19 protein-coding genes are annotated in these 21,942 nt (G+C 73.8%); 6 read left to right on the forward strand and 13 right to left on the reverse strand.

All coding sequences use genetic code 11. The features are described from left to right. Nucleotides 1–13 precede the first annotated feature (13 nt). Genes ABEA82_RS34145 through ABEA82_RS34165 form a run of 5 tightly spaced genes read right to left on the reverse strand, consistent with a single transcriptional unit; the run spans nt 14 to nt 4,855 of the window. Entirely contained in the window at nt 14–811 is a 798-nt protein-coding gene (locus tag ABEA82_RS34145) for an SDR family oxidoreductase (protein WP_345665614.1), read from the reverse strand. 53 nt (nt 812–864) lie between these two features. Continuing rightward, nucleotides 865–1,881, reverse strand: coding sequence for a 5-oxoprolinase subunit C family protein (locus ABEA82_RS34150; protein WP_345665615.1), 1,017 nt, complete (start codon nt 1,879–1,881; stop codon nt 865–867). Continuing rightward, a complete protein-coding gene (locus tag ABEA82_RS34155) occupies nt 1,878–2,615 on the reverse strand; it encodes a 5-oxoprolinase subunit B family protein (protein ID WP_345665616.1) in 738 nt (245 codons plus the stop codon). Before ABEA82_RS34155 ends, ABEA82_RS34150 begins: the two co-directional genes overlap by 4 nt. A 19-nt stretch (nt 2,616–2,634) precedes the next feature. Then, entirely contained in the window at nt 2,635–3,450 is an 816-nt protein-coding gene (locus ABEA82_RS34160) for a LamB/YcsF family protein (protein ID WP_345665617.1), read from the reverse strand. Between the two features lie 28 nt (nt 3,451–3,478). Further along, complete coding sequence (locus ABEA82_RS34165; protein ID WP_345665618.1) at nt 3,479–4,855, reverse strand: MFS transporter; 1,377 nt, start codon at nt 4,853–4,855, stop codon at nt 3,479–3,481. A gap of 499 nt (nt 4,856–5,354) precedes the next feature. Between ABEA82_RS34165 and ABEA82_RS34170 the strand changes: the two genes are divergently transcribed. Together ABEA82_RS34170 and ABEA82_RS34175 are read left to right on the forward strand one after the other, a co-directional pair. Then, nucleotides 5,355–5,990 (forward strand): RraA family protein, encoded by a 636-nt coding sequence (locus ABEA82_RS34170; protein WP_345665619.1) that lies wholly within the window; start codon nt 5,355–5,357, stop codon nt 5,988–5,990. Beyond that, nucleotides 5,987–7,063, forward strand: coding sequence for a D-2-hydroxyacid dehydrogenase (locus ABEA82_RS34175; RefSeq protein ID WP_345665620.1), 1,077 nt, complete (start codon nt 5,987–5,989; stop codon nt 7,061–7,063). The genes ABEA82_RS34170 and ABEA82_RS34175 overlap by 4 nt, the downstream gene beginning before the upstream one ends. Nucleotides 7,064–7,080: 17 nt before the next feature. Here ABEA82_RS34175 and ABEA82_RS34180 read toward each other — a convergent pair whose 3' ends face one another. Continuing rightward, entirely contained in the window at nt 7,081–7,710 is a 630-nt protein-coding gene (locus tag ABEA82_RS34180; RefSeq protein ID WP_345665621.1) for a glyoxalase, read from the reverse strand. Between the two features lie 103 nt (nt 7,711–7,813). Beyond that, on the reverse strand, nt 7,814–8,368 hold the full coding sequence (locus ABEA82_RS34185; protein ID WP_345665622.1) for an RNA polymerase sigma factor: 555 nt from the start codon (nt 8,366–8,368) through the stop codon (nt 7,814–7,816). A gap of 114 nt (nt 8,369–8,482) precedes the next feature. On the opposite strand from ABEA82_RS34185, the gene ABEA82_RS34190 reads away from it, so the two are divergent. Further along, nucleotides 8,483–9,508 (forward strand): MerR family transcriptional regulator, encoded by a 1,026-nt coding sequence (locus ABEA82_RS34190; RefSeq protein WP_345665623.1) that lies wholly within the window; start codon nt 8,483–8,485, stop codon nt 9,506–9,508. Nucleotides 9,509–9,562: 54 nt separating this feature from the next. Here ABEA82_RS34190 and ABEA82_RS34195 read toward each other — a convergent pair whose 3' ends face one another. The 4 genes from ABEA82_RS34195 to ABEA82_RS34210 form a co-directional block, all read right to left on the reverse strand. Then, complete coding sequence (locus tag ABEA82_RS34195) at nt 9,563–10,573, reverse strand: DUF5914 domain-containing protein (RefSeq protein ID WP_345665624.1); 1,011 nt, start codon at nt 10,571–10,573, stop codon at nt 9,563–9,565. A gap of 348 nt (nt 10,574–10,921) precedes the next feature. After that, nucleotides 10,922–11,950, reverse strand: coding sequence for a phytoene/squalene synthase family protein (locus ABEA82_RS34200; RefSeq protein ID WP_345665625.1), 1,029 nt, complete (start codon nt 11,948–11,950; stop codon nt 10,922–10,924). Nucleotides 11,951–12,002: 52 nt separating this feature from the next. Continuing rightward, nucleotides 12,003–13,541, reverse strand: coding sequence for a phytoene desaturase family protein (gene crtI / locus ABEA82_RS34205; protein WP_345665626.1), 1,539 nt, complete (start codon nt 13,539–13,541; stop codon nt 12,003–12,005). Continuing rightward, nucleotides 13,538–15,013, reverse strand: coding sequence for a polyprenyl synthetase family protein (locus ABEA82_RS34210; RefSeq protein WP_345665627.1), 1,476 nt, complete (start codon nt 15,011–15,013; stop codon nt 13,538–13,540). The genes crtI and ABEA82_RS34210 overlap by 4 nt, the downstream gene beginning before the upstream one ends. 184 nt (nt 15,014–15,197) lie before the next feature. Between ABEA82_RS34210 and ABEA82_RS34215 the strand changes: the two genes are divergently transcribed. The 3 genes from ABEA82_RS34215 to ABEA82_RS34225 are packed head-to-tail and all read left to right on the forward strand — an operon-like array spanning nt 15,198 to nt 18,795. Further along, on the forward strand, nt 15,198–16,391 hold the full coding sequence (locus ABEA82_RS34215; RefSeq protein ID WP_345665741.1) for a lycopene cyclase family protein: 1,194 nt from the start codon (nt 15,198–15,200) through the stop codon (nt 16,389–16,391). Between the two features lie 17 nt (nt 16,392–16,408). After that, on the forward strand, nt 16,409–17,236 hold the full coding sequence (locus tag ABEA82_RS34220; protein WP_345665628.1) for a methyltransferase: 828 nt from the start codon (nt 16,409–16,411) through the stop codon (nt 17,234–17,236). Further along, a complete protein-coding gene (locus ABEA82_RS34225) occupies nt 17,233–18,795 on the forward strand; it encodes an FAD-dependent oxidoreductase (RefSeq protein WP_345665629.1) in 1,563 nt (520 codons plus the stop codon). Before ABEA82_RS34220 ends, ABEA82_RS34225 begins: the two co-directional genes overlap by 4 nt. 108 nt (nt 18,796–18,903) lie before the next feature. Here the strand turns inward: ABEA82_RS34225 and ABEA82_RS34230 are convergent, their stop codons facing one another. Further along, nucleotides 18,904–20,280, reverse strand: a complete 1,377-nt coding sequence (locus ABEA82_RS34230; RefSeq protein WP_345665630.1) for a cryptochrome/photolyase family protein — start codon at nt 20,278–20,280, stop codon at nt 18,904–18,906. A gap of 5 nt (nt 20,281–20,285) precedes the next feature. Then, on the reverse strand, nt 20,286–21,917 hold the full coding sequence (locus ABEA82_RS34235; RefSeq protein WP_345665631.1) for an SDR family oxidoreductase: 1,632 nt from the start codon (nt 21,915–21,917) through the stop codon (nt 20,286–20,288). Nucleotides 21,918–21,942 lie beyond the last annotated feature (25 nt).

The following is a 21,942-nucleotide window of genomic DNA, read 5'->3' on the forward strand; positions in this document are numbered from 1 at the left end:
GGTGGCGGGGTGGTCAGGCCTGCGGTGCGGCGTCGGCGGGGGCGCCCGCCCAGCGGCTGATGTCGAGGTCGGCGGAGACGTCGCGCTGGTGGGTGGGGGCGACGACGATCTCCTGGAGGACGACGCGCTGGGGAAGGGCGACGGCCAGGCGGATGGCCTCGGCGACGTCCTCGGGCCGCAGCATCGCGGCGCGCTCCTCCGGCGCCGGGGGCCGGGCGCGGTTGTCGAGGATGGGGGTGTCGGCTTCGCCGGGCAGCACGGTGATCGCCCGCAGGCCCTGATTGCGGAAGGTGTTGTGCAGGAACGTCATGAAGTTGCGGACGCCGGCCTTGGCCGCGCCGTAGGCGGCGCCGCCCAGCAGGTTGGGGTTGACTGCGGCGAGCGAGGAGACGGTGACGATGGTCCCGGCGCCGCGGTCGAGCATGTCGGGCAGGACGGCCTGGGTGAGCTGGAAGACGGCGGTGAGGTTCACGTCGAGGACCTGCCGCCACTCGTCGTGCGGCAGCCATTGCGGGTTGAGCACGGAGGAGGCGCTGCCCGCGTTGTTGACGAGGACGTCGACCGGGCCGAGTTCGGTCCGCACCCGGTCCAGGACGCGTGTCACGTCGTCCGCGTCGGTGATGTCCGCGGCGAGGGCCAGAGCGGTCCCGCCCTCGGCGCGGATCGTGTCGGCGACCGAGTCGAGAGCTTCCTGTCTGCGACCGAGCAGTGCGACGGCGGCGCCGTCCCGGGCGAGCAGCCGTGCCGTCTCGAGCCCCATTCCGCTGCCTGCTCCTGTGATGAGCACGGTCGTGCGGGGCGATGTCGTCACCGTTCCTCCTCCATCGATGATATGAGGTTCATCTTGCATATGAGAATAGATTCTCAGTTCAGCTGGGACAAGGGTGCGGACGGGGATGCGGCGAAGCCGAGTGCTCCGAACGCCTCGGCAGCGGCGTGTCCGAGTGCGCGGATCTCGGCTTCACGGTGTGCGTGGCGCCGCAGCGAGGTCTCGCGGTCGATCCAGCGGAACCTCAGTTCCCGCCCCGGTCCGGCCTGCCCGAGCAGCGACAGGGAGGACCGGGCGGCGACGCCGACGATGGGATAGCCGGCGGTCAGGCTCCGGTACCGGCCGAGGACGATCAGCTCGTCCGCGTGCGGGATCTGGAGCGCTCCGACGGGCACGCCGTGCGACACGATCTCGGTGTCGTCGTCCGGGTGCAGCACCGGCCCGTGGAGCCTGAGGCCGACGTGGTCGGAGCGGGGGGTGACGACGTAGGTCGCCTCCTCGATCACCTCACGGATCCCCGCGATCGTGCGGATTCCGGGGCTGGGGACGACGTCGACGGTCCAGGGGCCGTCGTCGAAGCGCGGGACGGGGACGGGGAGCCGGAACAGGGACGCCCCGAACAGGCGGCGCCCGAAACCCTGGAACGCCGTCTTCAGCACGGCGCGCGAGCCGCGGGCGACGGACTGCCCGAATCCCATCCGGGCGTCCGGGGCCGCGCTGCCCAGCAGGGTCTGGGTGCCGAGCACCCCGTTCACCGCCAGGTAGGTGCGGGTTCCCCGGCTCATGTCGGCGCGGATCCGCATCTCCTGGCCCGCGGGCACGACCAGCGGCGACCAGCTGTCGGCGGGCGAGCCCGCGACGGTGACCCGCGCGGGCGCACCGGTCACGGCGAGCAGGACGTCGGCGTCGGGCACGAGGGCGAGTTCGCCGCCGAGGCTCTCGATCAGGGTCGCGCCGCGGGGGTTGCCCACGAGGAGGTTGGCCACGGCGGCGGAGTGCTGGTCGGCCGCTCCGCCGGTGGGAACGCCCCGCTGTTCCGTACCGCGCCGGCCGAGGTCCTGGAACGTGGTGATCCATCCGGTGCTGGTGAAGTCCAGCGTCACGGTCCTCATACGGCCACCTCCGCGGGCAGCAGGAAGCCGGCGTCCAGCGCCGCGGCCTCGTCCCGGGTGACGGGGACGAAGCGCACGACGTCGCCGGTGCCGAACGACACGGGGTCGGGGCGGGAGATGTCGACGATGGTGTGCGGCGTACGCCCGACCACCCGCCAGCCGGTCGGGCCGGGGAACGGCTGGATGATCGCGTTGGTTCCGGCGATCATGACGGCGCCTGGGGCGACGTCCGTGCGCGGCTCGGACCGTCGGCGCACCGGCCGGGGCACCTTGAGCCCGTCCATCATCGGGGCCATCGCCGCGCCGAGGAGGCAGATCGTGAAGGTGGACCGGGCGATCGCCTCGACGACGTCGGTGGCCGCCACACCGAGTTCGTCGGCGACGGACGCCAGATCGGGGCCGGTGTCGTCGTCGAAGACGACGGGGATGGCGAACGTCCGGGCAGGGCGCGAGCGGGCCGGGCCGCCCGACGGAGACGGTGCCCACCGGGCCACCAGACGAGCCGCGTACTCCACGTGCTCGGGCGCGGTCTCGAGCGGATCGAACTCGACGAGCAGGGATTCGATGCCGGAGACGACGTCGAGCACCCCGTGCGGGCGGTGCGCCAGGAAACGGTCGCGGAAGGCCACGATCCCGGCCCTGCGGACGGCTTGGTCGGCGTGGGGGATGGTCACCATCACCGCCGAGTCCCCGAAGGGCTCCACGGTGACGGCGCCGTACTGTGCTGTGGTCATCGCCTGGTGCGCCCGGCCCTCAGCCGGCGAGCGCGGCCTCCGCCTTCTGTGCCTTCTCCGCCAGGACGTCGCGCAGGCCGGCGACGTGAATGCCCACTGCGTCGAGCGCGGCACGCAGGGCCGTGCCGTTCGCGAGGACGTTCGGGTGGTCGCCGTGCAGCAGCAGGACATCGGCGTCGTGGCCGAGGGGGACCACGTTGCCGTCGACCGAGCGCACGGTGCCCTCCCGTACGACCTGCGCGGAGCGCTCGCCGATCAGCTGGGGGTCGTGGATCAGGCCGCCCTCGTGGGAGCGCGGGACGGGCATGCCGTCGTCGCCGTAGCCGCGGTCGGCCAGGAACACGTAGCCGACCTCCAGGCCGCGCTTGCGGGACTCCTCGGCGAGCAGGCCGCGCTGACAGATGACGATGTAGTCCTTGTCGTACGCGGCGATCGCGTCGGTGATGGCGCGGGCGTGCTTGGCGTCGGTCTGGGCGATCGAGCCCATCCGGCCGTGCGGGGCGACGTGGCTGATGGTGCCGCCGTGCACCCGAGCGAAGGCGTCGAGGGCGCCGAGCTGGTAGAGGACGTCGGTCCGGATCTCCTCCTCGGTCGCCTCGATGAGCCGGCGGCCGAAGCCGACGAGGTCGGGGTAGCCGGGGTGAGCGCCGAGTTCGATGCCGCGCTCGACACAGTCGGCGACGGTCTTGTCCATGATGCGCGGGTCACCGGCGTGGAAGCCGCAGGCGATGTTCGACGAGGTGACGAGTCCGAGCAGGGCGCCGTCGTCGCCGATCGTGTAGTTGCCGAAGCTCTCGCCGAGGTCGGCGACGACGGCTACGGAGTTGATTCCCATGGTGTCTCTCCTGGTGGGGGGAGGTGTGTCAGCGGGCGGCGAGCGGCTGGCCCTTGGTCTCGCGCAGGAAGGCGACCGTGACCAGGGTGATCAGGGCGGTGATGATGGAGGCGAAGGCCGGGACGAGGTTGGAGCCGGTCGACTCGATCAGCTCGGTCATCACCAGCGGGGCGCTGCCGCCGAAGATGATCGTCGAGACGCTGAATCCGATGCTGTAGGCGGAGTAGCGCACGCTGGTCGGGAACATCTCGGCGAGCATGGTGTGCACGACGGCGGCGTGCCCGGAGAAGGCGATCGCGAGGACGACGGTGCCGACGCAGGCGAGCCCGAACTCGCCGGTGACGATGAGCCGGAACATCGGGTACGAGACGAGGGCCATGGCGATCGCGGAGCCCGCGAGTACGGGCTTGCGGCCGATCCGGTCCGACAACCTCGCCATGACCGGGATGCAGACGACGATGGCGACCAGACTGACCGCGGTGACCGTGAGCGCCCGCAGCATCGAGAAGTTGTGCTCGCCCAGCGAGGTCTTGAGGTACGTCGGCATGTAGACGAAGAGCAGGTAGTAGCCGGGGCCGTTGAGCGCGGGGAGGAAGATCGTGAGGGCGATCGCCTTCAGGTGGCGCCGGGAGGTGAAGGCCTCCCTGAGCGGGTTGCGCGCGACGGTGTTCTGCTCGCGCAGCGCCTTGAAGTGCGGGGTCTCCTCCAGTCGGCGGCGGATGTAGAAGCCGACGTAGCCGAGCGGGACGGCGACCAGGAAGGGCGCCCGCCATGCCCAGGAGGTCATCGAGTCGTCGCCGAGGGTGGTGATGAGGACGGCGGAGAAGGCACTGCCGAACATCAGGGCGACGAAGGAGCCGACCGCGATGAAGCTCATCATGTAGTTGCGGCGGGAGTCGGGCGCGTACTCGCCGACGAAGGACATGGCGCCGGCCACCTCGCCGCCCGCGGAGAAGCCCTGGAGCACCCGGAAGAGGACGAGCAGGGCGGGCGCGGCCACGCCTATGACGGCGTGCGAGGGGATGAGGCCGATGGCCGCGGTGGCCGCGGAGATGAGCACCAGGAGGGTCGCGAGCAGCCCCTTGCGTCCGATCTTGTCCCCGAGGTACCCGCAGATCACGCTGCCGAAGGGGCGGGCGACGAAGCTGACCAGGAAGCCGACGTTGGTGAGGAAGAGGTTCCCGGCGTCGGCCTCTCCCATGATGTTGATCGCCAGGTAGGTGACGAGCAGGCCGTAGATGCCGTAGTCGTACCACTCGACGAAGGAGCCGACCGCGCCCGCGACGGTGGCCTTCCGGACGACCTTGCGGTTGGCGGTGACGACGTCGGCCGCTGCCGCGCCGGGCCTCTCCGACGATGCCTCGGGACGGTCTGATGGGATGTCGAGCCGATCTGACGTTGCCATACGCGTTCACTTTCGGTGTCGCGGACTCCGCGGACGGTGTCCTGAGGATCGTGCGCCGAGCGGAGCGTTGCCGGTGATCGCTCATGCGCCGAGGTGCGCCCACGAAGGTGGGGCCAGGAGGGGAAAGCGGTGACAGTGCCTCAGGGGCGGGTGACTACGGCGCCGTTCGAAGGGGCCCGCGCCCGAAGGGGCGGGCGGAGGTGTCACGGTGGAAGACCGCGGAACAGCGTCGCAGCCGAGTTGCGACTGGAATCGCGAATGAGAATAGGTTCGCATTCTCGGGTGGTCAAGGATGTGTTCACCTTCTCGTCAAACTCTCGCCGCCACCCCTCCCACACCTTGGACTCTGCGGCTCTCGCGGCGAAATGACGCCGGATTCCATGGCCCGCCCGCTTCCGACGCGACCCCTTTCGGCCACCCCTTGTGCCGGGCCCCCGATGGATGCACACTGACTGACGCGAAACGCGAAAGGTTTCGCATTTTCTGGAAGGACTCTGCGATGCCCCAGGACAACGTGCGCGTCAACACGGCGTGGGAGCGCGTCGACGAGCAGGTGCTCAAGCAGTTCCGCGACCACTCCGTGGCCAACCTCGGCGACGCCCTCGACCGGCTGAACATCGTCGACGGAGGCATCGCCCCCGTGTGGAGCGGTGCCCGGGCCGTCGGCACAGCGCTCCCGGTCCTCACCGTCGCGGGCGACAACAAGGCCGTGATCGCGGCACTCGATCACATCCGCCCCGGCGACATCCTCGTCATCAACGCCTTCGGTTACGACGGCCGCGCGGTCATCGGGGACAACCTCGCCCAGCGATTCGCCGTGCACGGCGCCGCCGGCGCGGTCGTCGACGGCTTCGTGCGCGACGCCGCGATCATCGAGGAACTCCGTGTCCCGGTGTTCGCCCGCGGGTTGACTCCCGCAGGCCCCTTCAAGAACGGACCGGGCACGATCGGCGAGGCCGTCGCCATCGGCGGCGTCGTCGTGAACCCGGGCGACATCGTCGCCGCCGACGGGGACGGAGTCATCGTCGTCCCGCCGCACCGGGCCGAGGAAGCACTCGAGGCCGTGGCCGAGATCGTCGCCCGCGAAGCCGCGCTGGACGCCGAGGTCGAGGCGCTGCGGAGCGCCGCCCGATGACCGGGGTGAGCAGGGCTCCCGGCCGCCTGCGCGTCGCCGTCGCCGCGCCGCTGTCCGAGGAGAACTGTGCGCTCGTCCAGGAGCTGGAGCCACGGATCGACCTGGTCGTCGACCACTCGCTCCTGCCCCCGATGCGCTGGCCCGCGGACTTCGCGGGCGACCCGGACTGGCGGCGCGACGCCGGCCGGCAGCGCGCCTACGAGGCCGCCATCGACTCCGCCGACGCCCTGTACGGGATCCCCGACGTGGACCCGGCCGCCCTGGCACGTGCAGTGCGGGCCAACCCGGGCCTGCGCTGGGTGCACACGATGGCCGCGGGTGGCGGCGGCCAGGTCAAGGCCGCCGGGCTGACCGCGGAGGAACTCGGCCGCGTCGTGTTCACCACCTCGGCGGGCGTGCACGGACGTCCGCTGGCCGAGTTCGCCGTCTTCGGTGTGCTCGCGGGAGCCAAGGACCTGCCCCGCCTCACCCGCCAGCAGCGCGATCGTGAATGGAGCGGCCGCTGGACCATGGGGCAGGTGAGCCGGCAGACCGTCCTCGTGCTCGGACTCGGCGGGATCGGCCGGGCCGTGGCGACGGCACTGCACGCGCTGGGCGCGACGGTCATCGGCACGAGCAGAAGAGACACGGGTGTCCCCGATGTTCCCGGCGTCTGCGCCGTCGTGCATCCCGACCGCATCACCGAGGTGGCTCCCACCGTGGACGCCGTCGTGAACACGCTCCCCGGGACCGACGCGACGGAGCACCTCGTCGGCAAGCGGTTCTTCGAGGCCCTCCGGCCCGGAGCGTGTCTGGTCAACGTCGGCCGCGGCAGCGTCGTGGACGAGACGGCCCTGGCCGACGCGCTCGACTCCGGCAGGGTCGGCTTCGCCGCGCTGGATGTCTTCGAGAAGGAGCCCCTGCCGGGCGACAGCCCGCTCTGGGACCACGAGCGCGTGCTGGTGAGTCCGCACACCGCCGCGCTCGACGCGGCGGAGGACCGCCTCATCGCCGAACTCTTCGCCGCCAACGCCACCCGGCTCCTCGACGGACAGGACCTGCTCAACCAGGTGAACACCGTCGAGTTCTACTGACCGGTCCGGAAAGTGCCCTACGCGTCGGTCTCCCAGGCGAATCCGTCCGGGTCCGTGAAGGCGCCGGCGGTGCCGCCGACGACGATCCGGTGCGAGCCGGTGCCGTCGGAGGGGACACCGAGGTCCTTCGCCAGGCCGCGGCGCTTGTACAACGCCAGCTTGACCGCGCCGGACCCGCCGGAGGCGAACTCGGCGTACTTGCCGCCGAAACTCCTCGCCACGGTCAGGCCCCGGCCGACGTAGAACTCCTTGCTCGCCTTCACGTCCTCGACGCCGAGCAGGAGGACGACGTCGTCGATCCGGCGGGTGGCAGGGCCGGTGTCCTTCTTCGCCGAGGTCGCGATCTTCCAGATCGTCCCGTCCGGGGCCTGGACGACGCCGCCGTAGCCCCAGAGCGACTTCGCGGCGGGCTTGAGCACCGTGGCGCCCGCCTCCACGGCGGCGCCGACGAAGTGGTCGACGGTGGCCGGACCGGCCACCGTGAGCGCCAGTGTGAAGCCTCGGAATCCGTTGGACGGTGCCTCGGACGCCCGCAGGCGCACGAACGCGTCCACTCCGAAGGCGGCGTAGAAACGGTGGGCGGACTCGGGGTCCGCCACCTCGAGAATGACGGATGCGATCGACGTTTCGGATGCGGTGGTTTCCATGACCACCACGCTAGGAGCCGCTCGGCGGACGGGCTTCTCGATTCCTGACCGACCTGCGGACCCTAGGCGCATCGACCGTGCATCGACTTGGCCGCCGTCCACGTCACGCGGCTGACAGGCCCTCCTCTTCCAGGCATCGGCGCAGTCGGTCCAGTCCGCGCCGGGTATGGCTCTTCACCGTGCCCAGCGGCCATCCGGTCACGCCGGCGATCTGGGTCTGGGTGAGGTCCTGGTAGAACGCCAGCCGCAGCACCCGGCGCTGGGGCTCGGTGAGCCGCGCCAGGGCGCCCGTGACGACGACGCGGTCGAGAGCCGCCTCCGGTTCGTCGTCGGAACTGCGCTCCGACGACGGGAGGAGGCCGGTCGCCAGCGTGGTCAGCTCGGAGCGGCGGGTACGGGCGGCCAGGGCGTCCGCCACCTTGCGCCGGGTGATGCCGACCAGCCAGGCGGGGAACGACCCCCGCTCGGGGGCGTAACCGTGGCGCCCCCGCCAGGCCGCCATGAACACCTGCTGGGTCACGTCCTCCGCCTCGCGCGGATCCCCCAGCGCCTGTCTGGCGAGTCCGTGGACCAGCCCGGACCACTGGTGGTGAAGCGTCGTCCAGTCGTCGTGCGGCGGGTCGACGACGGTGAGTGCGGCGGCTGGGGGCCGGTTCATGGTGAGTCTCCTCGGCGGATGCCTCCGGTCTTGTTCCAGGCTGCGGTCCGAGTGATGATGTCCTCAACTCGCATCGATTGTGCATCGACCTGGGGCTCCACGGAGGGATGTGCCATGTCCGTCGAGTTCGGTGACGACGCGTCCGCGGTGGTGGGGCTGACGACCGGGGCCCTCGCCCGTCGTCTGGGCGTCTCCCCGACCACCCTGCGCTCCTGGGACCGTCGCTACGGACTCGGTCCGGCGGTGCGCTCTCAGGGCCGGCACCGCCGCTGGGGTCCCCGGGACGTCGCGATGGCGGAGGAGATGTGCCGTCTGACGGCGACGGGTGCGCCGCCGGCCGAGGCGGCCCGGGTGGCCCGGCTGCGCTTCGGGACACCCGGCGGAGCGACTCCGCCCGCGGCATCCGGGGCCGTGTCGGCAGCCGCGTACCGGCCGGGTGGCGCGGGCAGCGGGCTTCCGCTCGGCGACGTACGGCAGGAGTGCCGGGGCCTGGCCCGTGCCGCCGTGCGGCTGGACGCCCCGGAGCTGGAACAACGGCTGGTGGAGGCCGTCGGACGGTACGGGCTGGAAAGGACGTGGGAGGAGCTGATGGTGCCCACGCTGCGTGCCGTGGGCCGCAAGTGGGAGTCGTCCGGCGACCGGTACGTCGAAGTCGAGCACCTGTTGTCGTGGCACGTCTCCGGCACGCTGCGCAGTGTGCCGCTGCTGCTGCCGCGTACGGCCCCGCCCGTCGGCGCTCCGCCCGTGGTGCTGGCCTGTACGCCCGGTGAACAGCACACCCTCCCCCTGGAGGCGCTGACCGCCGCGCTGGGCGAGCGCGGGGTGCCGACCCGGACGCTGGGAGCGGCGGTACCGGCGGAGGCGCTGCTGGCGTGCGTACGGCGCACCGGGCCCGTCGCGGTCGTGCTGTGGTCCCAGACCCGTTCCACGGCGTCCACCCCGCTGGCCCGGCATGTCGCGGGACTGGAGTGGGGGCCGTCGGGCGCGCGCCGCCGGCCCGTCGTGCTTCCCGCCGGGCCCGGCTGGGACCGCCGGGCGGGCGCCGGCTTCCCGCACTGCTCCGGACTGCGGGACGCTGTGGCGACGCTGAGCGGGCTCTACGGGGACGACAGCGGGGCCGGGCGCACGCAGCCGAGCTGATCGAGCGGTGCACCCCTCGTCCGGCGTACCCGCTCGGGTACCACCGGGGCTCGGTCAGCCTGGCAGACGCCCCGAGGAGCGCAGGGCCCAGCGGCGCTCCGCGTACGCCAGGTCGTCACGCCACAGGCGGCCCGCCGCAGCTCGCATCAGGGGGCGCAGCAGCGGGGAGGCGCGGCGGGCCACGGCGAAGCCCGGCCGGTCCGACGTGGCGACGACGGCCTCCACGACCGCGGTGCGCGGCCGTCCCAGCAGGTCCGGACCGATCGGCGTGGCATGCGTTTCCACGACCGACCCCTCCCCCTCCCCCTCGGTGATGCGCATCAGCACCGTGCGTGGTCCCGGCGCCGTGAACACGGCTCGCACCGGGACGACCAGCCGTCCGGCGACCTTGAAGGACACGTCGACCGTGAAGGAGTCCTCCTCGTCGGCCCGGCCGGGAGTCCGGACCACAGTGAGATCGACGAAGGAGTAGGGGTGGAACCAGGCGCCGTGCCAGGGGTCGAGGCGGTTGGCGACGACGTCGTCCGGCTCGCAGACGCCCATGCCGGTGTACAGGGCGGTCAGCGCCTCGTCGGCTGTCGGGCGTTCGGGCACCGCCGGACGGCTGGTGGCCGGCTCGCCTCCGGCCTCGTCCAGCCGTACCCAGAGCAGTACGCCGTCGTCGTGGGCCGGCCAGGGCTCCCAGCCCGCGAACGGCCGTCCGTCCAGGGCCATTCCGTGCCAGTGGCAGACCAGGGTGCCGCAGCGGACCGGGCTGTCACGCAGCGGGGCGCCCAGATGCGGGCAGCTGCCCGGCCCGGCCACGAGATCGCCACCGGCGTTCCGCCACAGCACGACCTCGCGCCCGGCGACGGTACGCGCCAGCGGCCGGTCGGGGCGCAGGTCACGTGAGGCTCCGACGACGTACCAGTTGCCGGTGGGACGGGCCTGGGCCCGCTTGAGGGCTCCGGCGATCAGAGCGGGACGGGCTTCGCGCCAGGTGGGACGTTGCCGGTCCCAGACGACCGGGGTGCGGCGCAGGCTCAGCGGCAGACGCCTCGGGCCCCGTGGCCGTGCGGGGCTCATGTGTCCTCCTCGGCGTACGGACGGACGGGATTCACGCGGCCTCCTCGGGACGGGGACGGTCGGTCTGCACGCGGCACCCCAGGCACGACGGACGGGACGCACGCGGTCTCCTGGCACGTGCGACGCACGGTCTTCGCACGGCACCCCAGGGGACATGGGCGGGCGGGATGCACGCCGTCCCCCGGGGACGGGGACGGTCGAACGGACGGGATCCCCGCAGTCCCTCGGGGACGGGACCGGTCGGACTTGACGCGGCGCCCTCAGGACACGGACGGACGGGGATCACACGGGCTCCCGGAGACGCGAGGCGTGGCCGCCAGTTGGTCCTCGGTGGGCGGGCGGACGTCGTCATGCGACCTCCTCGGGACGGACGTGCGGCCGGGTGAGGGGGAGGGGGCCGGGGGTTGCCGGCCCGGCCGGTGCGGGCGGCCCGGCGGACGTGCGGCGGGCGGCGAGGCGGGCCGCCGCCACGCGCAGCAGGCCGTCCGCGGCGACCACGGCCCGGCGCCGTCGCGGCACCGCGGCGCGGCGGTGCAGCACGGCGTACCCGGTGGCGGCCACGGCGTCCAGGATGCCGCCGTACAGGACGAACGCGGTGCGGATGCAGGGCCGGGAGTCCGGCGCGAGCATCGCGATGCCGGGCGCGGCGCGCCGGTAGGCCGCTCGGGTGAGCGACTCGAACTCCCGCAGCGCCGCGGTGACCCGCCGGTCGGTGCGGCCGGTGTCCCGGCCGTGGCAGAGCAGCTCACGGTGGGCGCCGTGGCAGTCCAGCAGGTCCTGTGGCAGGTAGACCCGGCCACGGTCGAGGTCCTCCCCCACGTCCCGCAGGAAGTTGGTGAGCTGGAAGGCGATCCCGAGCTCGGCCGCGTGCGGTGCGGCTTCCTGACGAGATGTCACGGTGCCGAGCACGGGCAGCATCTGCAGGCCGATCACCGCAGCGGAGCCGTGCATGTAGCCGCGCAGGTCGTCGTAGGTGGCGTACGAGGTGACCGTCAGGTCGCTGCGCATGGAGGCGAGGAAGTCGGCGAAGTGCCGGTGTTCGACGGCGTGGCGGCGTGCCGTGTCGGCGAGGGCCCGCACCACCGGTTCGGCGCCGCTGCCGCGGGCCAGGCCGCGGGCGAGGTCGTCGTCGAGCCGGTCCAGGGCACGGGCGCGTTCCTGCGGGCCGGCGTCGCTGTCGAGGGAGTCGACGATGTCGTCGGCCCAGCGGGCGAAGCCGTACAGGGCGTGCACGGCGGGACGCCGGTCGGGGGTGAGCAGGCGGGTGGCGAGGAAGTAGGTGCGCCCGTGCCGGGCGTTGAGCTCACGGCAGCGGGTGTAGGCGGCGCGCAGGGCCGGGTCCGTGATGCCCGCGGCATCCAGTTCCCGCATGGTCATGGACGGGCTCCTTCGGGGTGGACGGGCGGGAGGGCCTGCGCTCTGCGGGCGATCACGCCGGGGCTTCTTCCGGGCGGGGCCGGGCCCGGCCCGGGCGGGAGGAGGTGCGGCTGCCGCCGGTGATGCGGGCGGCGGCCAGCTTTCCCGACAGCAGGACCGGCGGGACGCCCACTCCGGGTGTGGTGCCGCAGCCGGCGAGAACGGCGTTGACGGTGCCGCGCACCAGGTTGCGGGGGCGGAAGGGGCCCGTCTGGACGAAGGTGTGCGCGGCGGAGAACGGCGTGCCCGCGGCATGCCCCTGCGCGGTCCAGTCGGCCGGTGTGACCAGGCACTCCTCCTCGATCGCCGAGGCGATGCCGTCGAGTCCCCGGCGCTCCAGCTCCCGCAGCAGTGCGTCGCGGTAGCGGGGTCCGAGGTCGTGCCAGGCGGCGGGGCCGGGGCCGATGCCGGTGTGGGGGCAGGGTGCCAGGACGTAGTGCAGGTGGCGGCCCGGCGGGGCGAGCGCGGGGTCGGTGGCGGTCGGACGGGTGATCAGCAGCGAGGGGTCGCTCATCAGCCGGCCGGCGCGGGTGAGTTCGTCGAAGGTGCTCCGCCAGGCGCGGCCGAAGGACAGGGTGTGGTGGGCGAGCTGCGGCCAGGTGCGGTCGCAGCCGGCGTGCAGGATCACTGCCGACGGCGCGTGCCGCAGTCGCACCGGGCGACGCGGAACACGCCCCAGGAGCCGGTAGGCGACCGGCAGTTCCGGGGTGAGGACGACGGCGTCGCAGGGGATGCGTTCCTGGTCGGTGAGCACGGCGGTGACGCGTTCGCCGGAGCGTTCCAGCGCGGTGACCGGCCGCCCGTAGTGGAAGGTCGCACCGGCCGCCCGGGCGGTCTCGGCCATGGCCCGGGGCAGGGCGTGCATGCCGCCGCGCGGGAAGTACACACCGGCCACGGTGTCCATGTAGGCGATCACCGCGTAGGCGGCGAGGGCGCGGGTGGGCGGCACGCCCGCGTACAGGGCCTGGAAGGTGAAGATGCGGCGCAGCCGTTCGTCGCGCAGGTGACGGGCGACGCCGGCCTCCCAGCGGCCGAAGCCGCCGAGCGCGGCCAGCCGGACCAGGTCGGGTCCGAGCAGCTGCCGTGGGGAGTCGAAGTCGGCGTCGAGGAACCGGTTCCGCTCGGCGCGGTACAGGGCGGTGAGCCAGTGACGCAGCCTGCGGTACCCGGCCGCCTCGGCGGGACCGGCGAAGCGTTCCACCTCGGCTTCCATCAGGTCGGCGTCGGTGTGCACGTCCAGTGCGCTGCCGTCGGCGAAGGACGCCCGGTAGGCCGGGCGCAGCGGGATCAGCTCGACGCGGTCGTTCAGGGAGGCGCCGACGGCGGCGAACGCCTCGTCGGCGATCTGGGGCATGGTCAGCACCGTGGGCCCGGTGTCGATGTGGTAGCCGCCGCGGACGAGCCGGCCGGCGCGCCCGCCCGGTCCCTCGTCGCGTTCGACGACGGTCACCCGGCGCCCGGCGCCGAGCAGGTGCAGCGCGGCCGACAGGCCGGCCAGGCCCGCGCCGACGACCACCACATGGTCGGTCGGCCCCTTCAGGGTCCGGGTCATCGCACGGCCTCCGCTCCCCCGGCGCCGAGAGCGGCGGTGAACGGCGGACCCCCGGCCGGTTCGGGCGCGTGGCCGGGTGTGCCGGTGATCGCTGTGAGCAGGGTCCGCAGGGTGGCCGCCGGGCCCGGCTCCGGATCGGCCGCCGCGAGGTGGCGCAGGGCCTGGCGGCGCAGCCGCTCGATCTTCTCCTGGACGAGGTCGCGGGTGCCGGTGGCGGTCAGCACGTCACGGACCCGGTCCAGGCCCGTCTCGGTGAGGTCGGCGCGGCCGAGCGACGCGTCCAGGACGCCGAGGGTGGCCGAATCTCCGTCGGCGGCGGCGCGGGCACGGGCCAGCGCCATGAGGTAGGTGGGCTTGCCTTCCCGTACGTCCCCGCCGGACGGCTTGCCCGTGACGTCCGGGTCGGCGAAGAGGTCGTCGAGATCGTCCCGCAGCTGGAAGGCGACCCCCGCGCAGCGGCCGGCCCGGCACAGTGCCTGCGTGGCTTCCTGGTCGGCGCCTGCCAGGGCGGCTCCGAGTGCGAGGGGGCGCTCCACGGTGTACAGCGCGCTCTTCAGACAGGCCGCGCGCAGGGCGCGGGCCGGCGTCGGCTGCCCGGTCGCCTGGCCCTGCATGTCGAGGTACTGACCGGCGATCGTCTCCGTCCGTGTGCCGCGCCAGATGTCTCGGACTCGGGCGGGGGCCTCGGGCGGCAGATCGTCACCGTCCAGCAGGAGATCGGTCATCACGTCGTCCGCCCAGGCGAGCGCCAGGTCGCCGGCGAGCACGGCGGCCGCGTCACCGAGGCGTCGCGCCGCGCCGCGCGGGATGTCGCCGTACTGGCGGGCGACGGCGGTGTGCAGGGCAGGGCGGCCCCGGCGCGTCGTGGCGGCGTCCATCAGGTCGTCGTGGACGAGCGCGCAGGTCTGCAACAGCTCCACTGCCGCACCGGCGTGCAGCGCCGCCCGGACCTGTGCCGGGGTGCCACCGCCGCAGGCGCGCAGCGACCACCACAGCAACCGGGGGCGGATACGGCGTCCGCCGCGCAGGGTGAAGTCGGTGACCCGCGCGGCGAGGTCCTCCGCGAATACGGCGTCCAGTTCGCGGGCACGGGCCAGCCGGGCCGCGAGGATCCGGTCCAGCACCGCGCGGACCGCCGCGATCACGTCGGCGTCGACGACGCCGGGGTCCGTGCCGACCTCATCCAGCCGCTGACCGACACCCTCGCCACGGCCAGATCCGAGGACGTCGGCGTGATCAGGCCGGCCCTCGTCGTGGCCGAGGACTTCGGGCCGGCCGGCGTCGTACGCGTCCGCCGCCGTGCCGCGGCCCGTGGCCCCGTCGGTCGCCGCCCGGCCCGAGGGGGCCGGCGGACGCCCGCCGTGCCGCGCGGCCACGTCACCCGGTGGCCCGCCCGGCGGTGCCGTCGAGTGCCGGAAGGTCGCCCGGGTGGAGCACATCGCGTTCCTCTCGACCGTGGTCACATCGTTCACGTCGAGACACATTCCGCGTGCGGTGCCGAACCGGATGCGCCGACCGGGTAATCGCTCGCCGTCATGGCACGCGTCCGCGACACACGGCACGCGGCCTGCATCCGATCGGCCGGTACGGCCGGAACACTGGTCGGCACCGGGCGGAGGGTTCGTCAATGCCGGTGCCGGACAAGGAGGCGCGGTGGTGGTTCTGAAGGCCGATGTCGCCGTGGTGGGGGCCGGAGCGGCGGGACTGTCGCTCGCGCTGCGTCTGGCCCGGCCGCCCGTGAGCGCCGTTCGGCTGGACACGGTGCTGCTGGCCGCGCCGCCGGGTCCGGTCCGCACCCCACCGCGCACCTGGTGTTTCTGGGAACAGGGCGGCGGGCCGTACGACGACGCGCTGGCCGCGTCCTGGGAAAGGCTGCGCGTGCGCGGCGCCGACGGCACGGCCGTCACCGCGGGGATCACTCCGCTGCGCTACAAGATGCTGCGGTCCGGCGCCTTCGAGGCGCTGGCCGCCCGCGCGTTGGCGGACGGGCCGGTGTCGCGCGTCGAGGCGACCGCCGAGCGGGTCACGCCGGTGCGGGACGGTGCCCTGGTGCACGCCCGCCGCGCCGACGGCGAGGGTGTCGTCGTCCGCGCCCGCTGGGTGTTCGACTCGCGTCCCCTCCCCCGGCTCCCACCCGCCCGTACGACGCTTCTGCAGCACTTCCGGGGCTGGTTCGTCCGTACGGCGCGGCCGGAGTTCGACCCGTCCGTCGTGGAGCTGATGGACTTCCGCACCCCGCAGCCCGCGCACGGGCTCTCGTTCGGGTACGTGCTGCCCGTCGGCCCGCACGAGGCGCTCGTCGAGTACACGGAGTTCTCCCGCCGGGTGCTCGACCGCGTGGAGTACGACCGCGCGCTGCGGGACTACGCGGAGCGGGTGCTCGGCCTGCGGGGCTTCGAAGTCACCGCGTGCGAACAGGGGGTGATCCCGATGACGGACGCCGACCTTCCCCGGCAGACCGCGCCGTGCGCCTTCCGGATCGGCGCCGGCGCCGGCGCGACCCGCCCCTCGACCGGGTACACCTTCAGCGCGGTACAACGGCAGACCGGCGCGGTGGCGGACGCGCTGCACGGCGGACGGCATCCGCTGCCGCCCCGTCCCCACTCCGCCCGTGCCCGCCTCATGGACTCCGTGCTGCTGCACGCCCTGGACCGCGGCCGGGTGGACGGCCCCGCCTTCTTCACCCGTCTGTTCCGGGAGGTGCCCGCGCCGCGGCTGCTGCGGTTCCTGGACGGCCGTACCAGCCTGGCGGAGGACCTCGGGATCGGGGCGCACGTGCCCGTCGCCGCGATGCTCGCCTCCGCCCTCGCCCTCCCGCTCGCCCCGCGCCGGTTCCCGCCGGCCACCTGACACCGGAGCCCGACCGTATGCCTCTTCTGCGCGACGCCGATCTGGCCGGCGCCTTCGACCACGCTGCCCGCAGCTACGACACGCTCGTGGCCGCCAACCCCGGTTACCACGCCCACCTGCGTCGTTCGGCCCGCCGGCTCGGCCTCCCACCGGACGGCGGCGGGCTGCGGTTGCTGGACCTCGGATGCGGCACCGGAGCGTCCACGGCCGCCCTGGCCGCCGTGCTGCCCGGCGCGGACATCACGGCGGTCGACGCCTCGGCGGGCATGCTGCGGCGCGCGTCCGGCCGCCCGTGGGGGCGGGCGGTGCGGTTCGTGCACGCGCCGGTGGAACGACTGGACGAGGCAGGGGTGAGCGGTCCGTTCGACGCGGTCTTCGCCGCTTACCTGCTGCGGAACGTCGCCGACCCGGACGCCGTGCTCGCCACGGCCCACCGGCTGCTCGCACCCGGCGGCCGCCTGGCGGTGCACGAGTACGCCCTGAGCGGGCGGGCCGCGCACCGCGCGGTGTGGAGCGCGGTGTGCGGTGGGCTCGTGCTGCCGGTGGCCACGCTGCTCGGGGACGGGCCGCTCTACCGTCATCTGTGGCGCAGCGTCGTCGGCTTCGACACCGCGGGGGCCCTGGGCCGGAGAGTCGAGCGGGCCGGTTTCGAACGGGTGCGGGTCCTGCCGCTGCCCGGCTGGCAGACCGGCATCACGCACACCGTGGTGGCCCGCCGGCCGGCGACGAACCGGTGGCAGGCCCAGGCCGACGACGGTGTCGGTGTCGGTGAGGCGATGGGTGCGCGACCGCGCCCGGTGCGGGGCGCGAGCGCGGAACCGCGCGGCGGGCGGGACCCGCGATGACCGTCGGCCCCCGCCGCACAGCGCGCCGCCCCGGGCGGGACCGGCTGGCCCGGCTGCTGCCCGCGCCGGGCGGAACGCGCCGCGCCGATCCCTCGGGCGCCCCGCACGCCGCGGTCGTCGGGGGAGGCATCGCCGGGCTGACGGCCGCCACGGCGCTCGCCGAACGCGGAGTACGAGTCACCCTGTACGAGCGCGAGCCGCGGCTCGGCGGACGGCTGGCCGGCTGGCCCACCCGGCTCGCCGACGGCAGCACGGTGACGATGAGCCGCGGCTTCCACGCGTTCTTCCGCCAGTACTACAACCTGCGGGCCCTGCTGCGTCGCACCGATCCGGCGCTGTCCCGCCTGACCGGCCTGCCCGACTATCCGCTGCGTCACTCGGGCGGCGGCCACGACAGCTTCCGGCACGTCCCGCGCACACCGCCGCTGAGCGCGCTCGGCTTCGTCGCGCTGAGCCCTTCCTTCCGTGCGCGCGACCTGGTCCGGATGAACGCCCGTGCCGCGCTGCCGCTGCTCGACGTGCGGGTGCCGGACGTGTACGACCGGCTCGACCAGGTCAGCGCCCACGAGTTCCTGGACCGGATCCGCTTCCCGGCGGCGGCGCGGCACCTGGCCTTCGAGGTCTTCTCGCGCAGCTTCTTCGCCGACCCGCGTCTGCTGTCGGCGGCGGAGATGGCGCTGATGTTCCACGTCTACTTCCTCGGTTCGGCCGAGGGCCTGCTGTTCGACGTGCCCGGCGAGCCGTTCCCCCAGGCTCTGTGGGACCCGCTCGCCGCGTACCTGACCCGCCGGGGAGCCGACCTGCGCACGTCCACACCGGTCGAGGCGGTCACGGCCCTGCCCGACCGTGGCTTCACGGTGGCGACCGGTGACACCGAGGAGCGCTGCGACGCCGTGGTCCTGGCCCTCGATCCCAGCGCGCTGCGTGCCGTGGTGGCCGGGTCCGAAGGGCTGGGGGACGAGTCGTGGCGCGACCGGGTGGCACGGCTGCGCACCGCGCCGCCGTTCCTGGTGTCCCGCCTGTGGCTGGACCGGCCCGTACGCGATGACCGGCCCGGGTTCCTCGGCACCAGCGGGTACGGCCCCCTGGACAACGTCAGCGTCCTGAACCGCTGGGAGGGGGAGGCCGCCCGCTGGGCCGCCCGCACGGGCGGCTCGGTGCTGGAACTGCACGCCTACGCGCTGTCCGGTGACGCCGGCCGTGAGACACGGCAGAAGGAACTGCTCGCGGAACTGCACCGGGTCTACCCGGAGACCCGCAGGGCCCGGGTGGTGGACGCCCGCCACGAGTGGAGGGCCGACTGCCCGCTGTTCCCGGTCGGCGGATACGGCGACCGGCCTGCCGTGGGCACGCCGACGCCCGGCCTCGTCGTCGCGGGCGACACCGTGCGCACCGGGCTGCCGGTGGCGCTGATGGAACGCGCGGCCACCAGCGGCTTCCTCGCCGCCAACGCGTTGCTCGGCCGCTGGGGGCTGCGCGGGCATCCGCTGTGGACGGTGCCTGAGGAGGGCCGTGGGGCTCTGCTGCGGTGGGTGGCGCGTGCGGCCCACGACGTGTGAAGCACGCGGGGACGCGACCGGGTGGTACGCGGTGCGGGCCGCGCACCATCCGTGCGCGGTGCGGGCCGCGCACCGGACCCGGTGGCGGCCCGCTCTGTCGCGGCCCTCTCAGCCCTGCTTGTCGCGGGCCCGCCGGAACCGCTCCAGGCCCTCGGACAGCGGCACGACCGGATCGGGGTAGTCGAGCGCGGCGCGGTCCAGGCCGGGCAGCTTCCACGGCTCGTGGACGGCCGGGGCGCCGAGGCCCGCCAGTTCGGGCACCCAGCGCCGCACGTAGGTGCCGTCCGGGTCGTACCGCTTCGCCTGGGTGACCGGGTTGAGCACCCGGTTGGGCCGTGTGTCGGTGCCCGTGCCGGCCATCCACTGCCAGTTGAGCTGGTTGTTGGCGATGTCACCGTCGACCAGCCAGTGCAGGAAGTGGGCGGCGCCGATGCGCCAGTCGACGTACAGGGTCTTGGTGAGGAAGCTCGCGGTGAGCAGCCGGGCCCGGTTGTGCATCCAGCCCTCGTGGCGCAGCTGCCGCATCGCCGCGTCGATCACCGGGTAGCCGGTGCGGCCCTGCCGCCATGCCTCGATGTCGTCGCCCGCGGTGCGTTCGGTACGCCATCGGTCGCGTTTGCTGCGGTAGTCGGTGTGGGCTGCGTCGGGGCGTGCGGCGAGGACCTGGCGGTGGAAGTCGCGCCAGGCGAGCTGCCGTACCAGGGCCTCGGCGCCCGGCCCGCCGTGGCGGCGGGCCCGGTGGATCAGCTCCACCGGGGAGAGGGTGCCGAAGTGCAGGTGCGCGGAGAGCCGGGAGGTGCTGTCGGCGCCCAGGTCGTCGCGCGTGTCGTCGTAGGCGCCCAGACCGCGTCGCCAGTAGGCGCTCACCCGTGTGCGGCCCGCGCTCTCGCCGCCGGCGGGGAGGGCCGGCGAGATGCCGGGGACGTCGTCGCGTGCGGGCAGCGGCTCTCCCTTCACGTGCTCGGGGACGAACACCCGGCGCGGGGCGGCCACGACGTCACGCAGCCGGGCCCGCGCCCACTGCCGGTGGTAGGGCGTGAAGACGGCGAAGTGGTCCGCCCCGGAGGGGGTCACCTCGCCGGGTGAAACGGCCACGGTGACGGCGTCGTGGACGAACAGACGGCGCCCGTCGGCCTCCAGCGCGCGCCGCAGTCCGTCCTCACGCCGGGTGGCGAACCGGCTGTGCGCCGCCGCCATGTGCACCTCGTCGGCGTCCGCCTCGGTCACCACACGGCACACCTCCTCCACCAGGTCGCCGGAGCGGACCACGAGCCGTCCGCCGCGCTCGCGCAGCGAGGAGTCGAGGTCGGCCAGGCAGTCGGCGAGGAAGGCACTGCGGTTGGGGGCGGCGAACCCGGCCTGAGTCACGGCTCGGTCGCGCACGAAGAGCGGGACGACCGTGCCGGCGGAGTCCAGGGCGGCACGCAGCGGCGGGTGGTCACGCAGACGCAGGTCGGAGGTGAACAGAACGACTGAGACGTGCATGGGCTTCAGCCTCTCTCCGGTGGTTCACGGCGGCCGGTCCGTACTGCACTGTCTTCCGGCGGCGAGGCGGGTCCGGATGCGGTTCCGGACTCCCGTGCTTCCGTGCGCTCTTCCTGGAGGCGGATCGCGGCGCGGACGATGTTGCGGGCCATGCCGCCGAAGACGACCGCGTGGAAGGGCGAGACGCTCCACCAGTACAGGTGACCCAGCAGTCCGTGGGGGTGGAAGAGGGCGCGCTGGCGGTACCGGACGGGCCCTCCGGCGTCGCTGTCCACCCTCATCTCCAGCCAGGCCAGGCCGGGCAGCCGCATCTCGGCGCGCAGCCTCAGCAGCCGGCCGCGCTGGATCTCCTCCACCCTCCAGAAGTCCAGGCAGTCGCCCGCCCGGAGCCGGCGCGCGTCGCGTCGGCCCCGGCGCAGGCCCACGCCGCCCGCGAGACGGTCCAGCCGGCCGCGTACCGCCCAGGCCAACGGGAACGAGTACCAGCCGTTCTCCCCGCCGATGCCCTCGACGACCTGCCACAGCGCGTCGGGTGCCACGTCCGCCTCGAGTTCGCGGTGGTCGGTGTAGAGGCTGCCGCCGGCCCAGTCCGGGTCGGTGGGCAGGGGGCCGCTGGGGGCGCCGGGCACCGAGGCGGACGACCAGCGGGTGGTGACCTGGGCCTCCCGGACGCGTTGCAGCGCCAGGGTGACGGCGCGGTCAAAACCGAGTGGGTGTCCCGGTGGGCTGGGCACGTACTGTTCGATGTCGCGGTCCCGGCACACCACCTCATGGCGCAGGGACTCCGTGAGCGGGCGGGCGATCGAGGCCGGCACCGGGGTCACGAGGCCTACCCAGTGGCTGGAGAGTCCGGGCGTGAGCACGGGCACCGGCACGATGAGCCGCCGGGGCAGCCGGGCGACGGCGGCGTACCGGCGCATCATGTCCAGGTAGGTCAGCACCTCCGGGCCGCCGACGTCGAAGGCACGGTTGACGTCGGGGGGAAGGCCGGCACAGCCCACCAGGACGCGCAGCACGTCCCGTACGGCGATCGGCTGGATGCGGGTGCTCACCCAGCGCGGGGTGATCATGACCGGCAGGCGCTCGGTGAGGTAGCGCAGCATCTCGAAGCTCGCGGAGCCCGAGCCGATGATGACGGCCGCGCGCAGGACGGCGGTCGGCACACCCGAGCCGAGGAGGATGCGGCCGACCTCGGTGCGGGAGCGCAGGTGCGGGGAGAGATGTGACTCCGGTACGCCGGCGGGAGTGAGTCCGCCGAGGTAGACGAGGCGCCGGACGCCGACCCGGCGCGCCTGCTCGCCGAAGACGCGGGCGGCGGCACGGTCGGTCCGTTCGAAGTCGTCTCCGGTGCCGAGGGCGTGTACGAGGTAGTAGGCGACGTCCGCTCCGGCCATCGCCCGCGCCACCGATCCGGCGTCGGTGACGTCGCCCCGGACGATCTCCACCCGGTCCGCCCACGGGTGGTCGCGCAGCTTGCTCGGCGTGCGGACCAGGCAGCGCACCCGGTGGCCGGCGTCCAGGAGTTCCGGCACCAGCCGCCCGCCGATGTAGCCGCTCGCGCCGGTCACGAGGCAGGTCGAGGCGGCAGGCCCCGCCGGTCCCTTCCCGCTGCGTCCGGTGGCTCGTTCGTCGCCCATGTCGCTGTCCCAGCCCGCCCGTCGT

Source organism: Streptomyces venetus, from assembly GCF_039540295.1.
GTDB lineage: Bacteria > Actinomycetota > Actinomycetes > Streptomycetales > Streptomycetaceae > Streptomyces > Streptomyces venetus.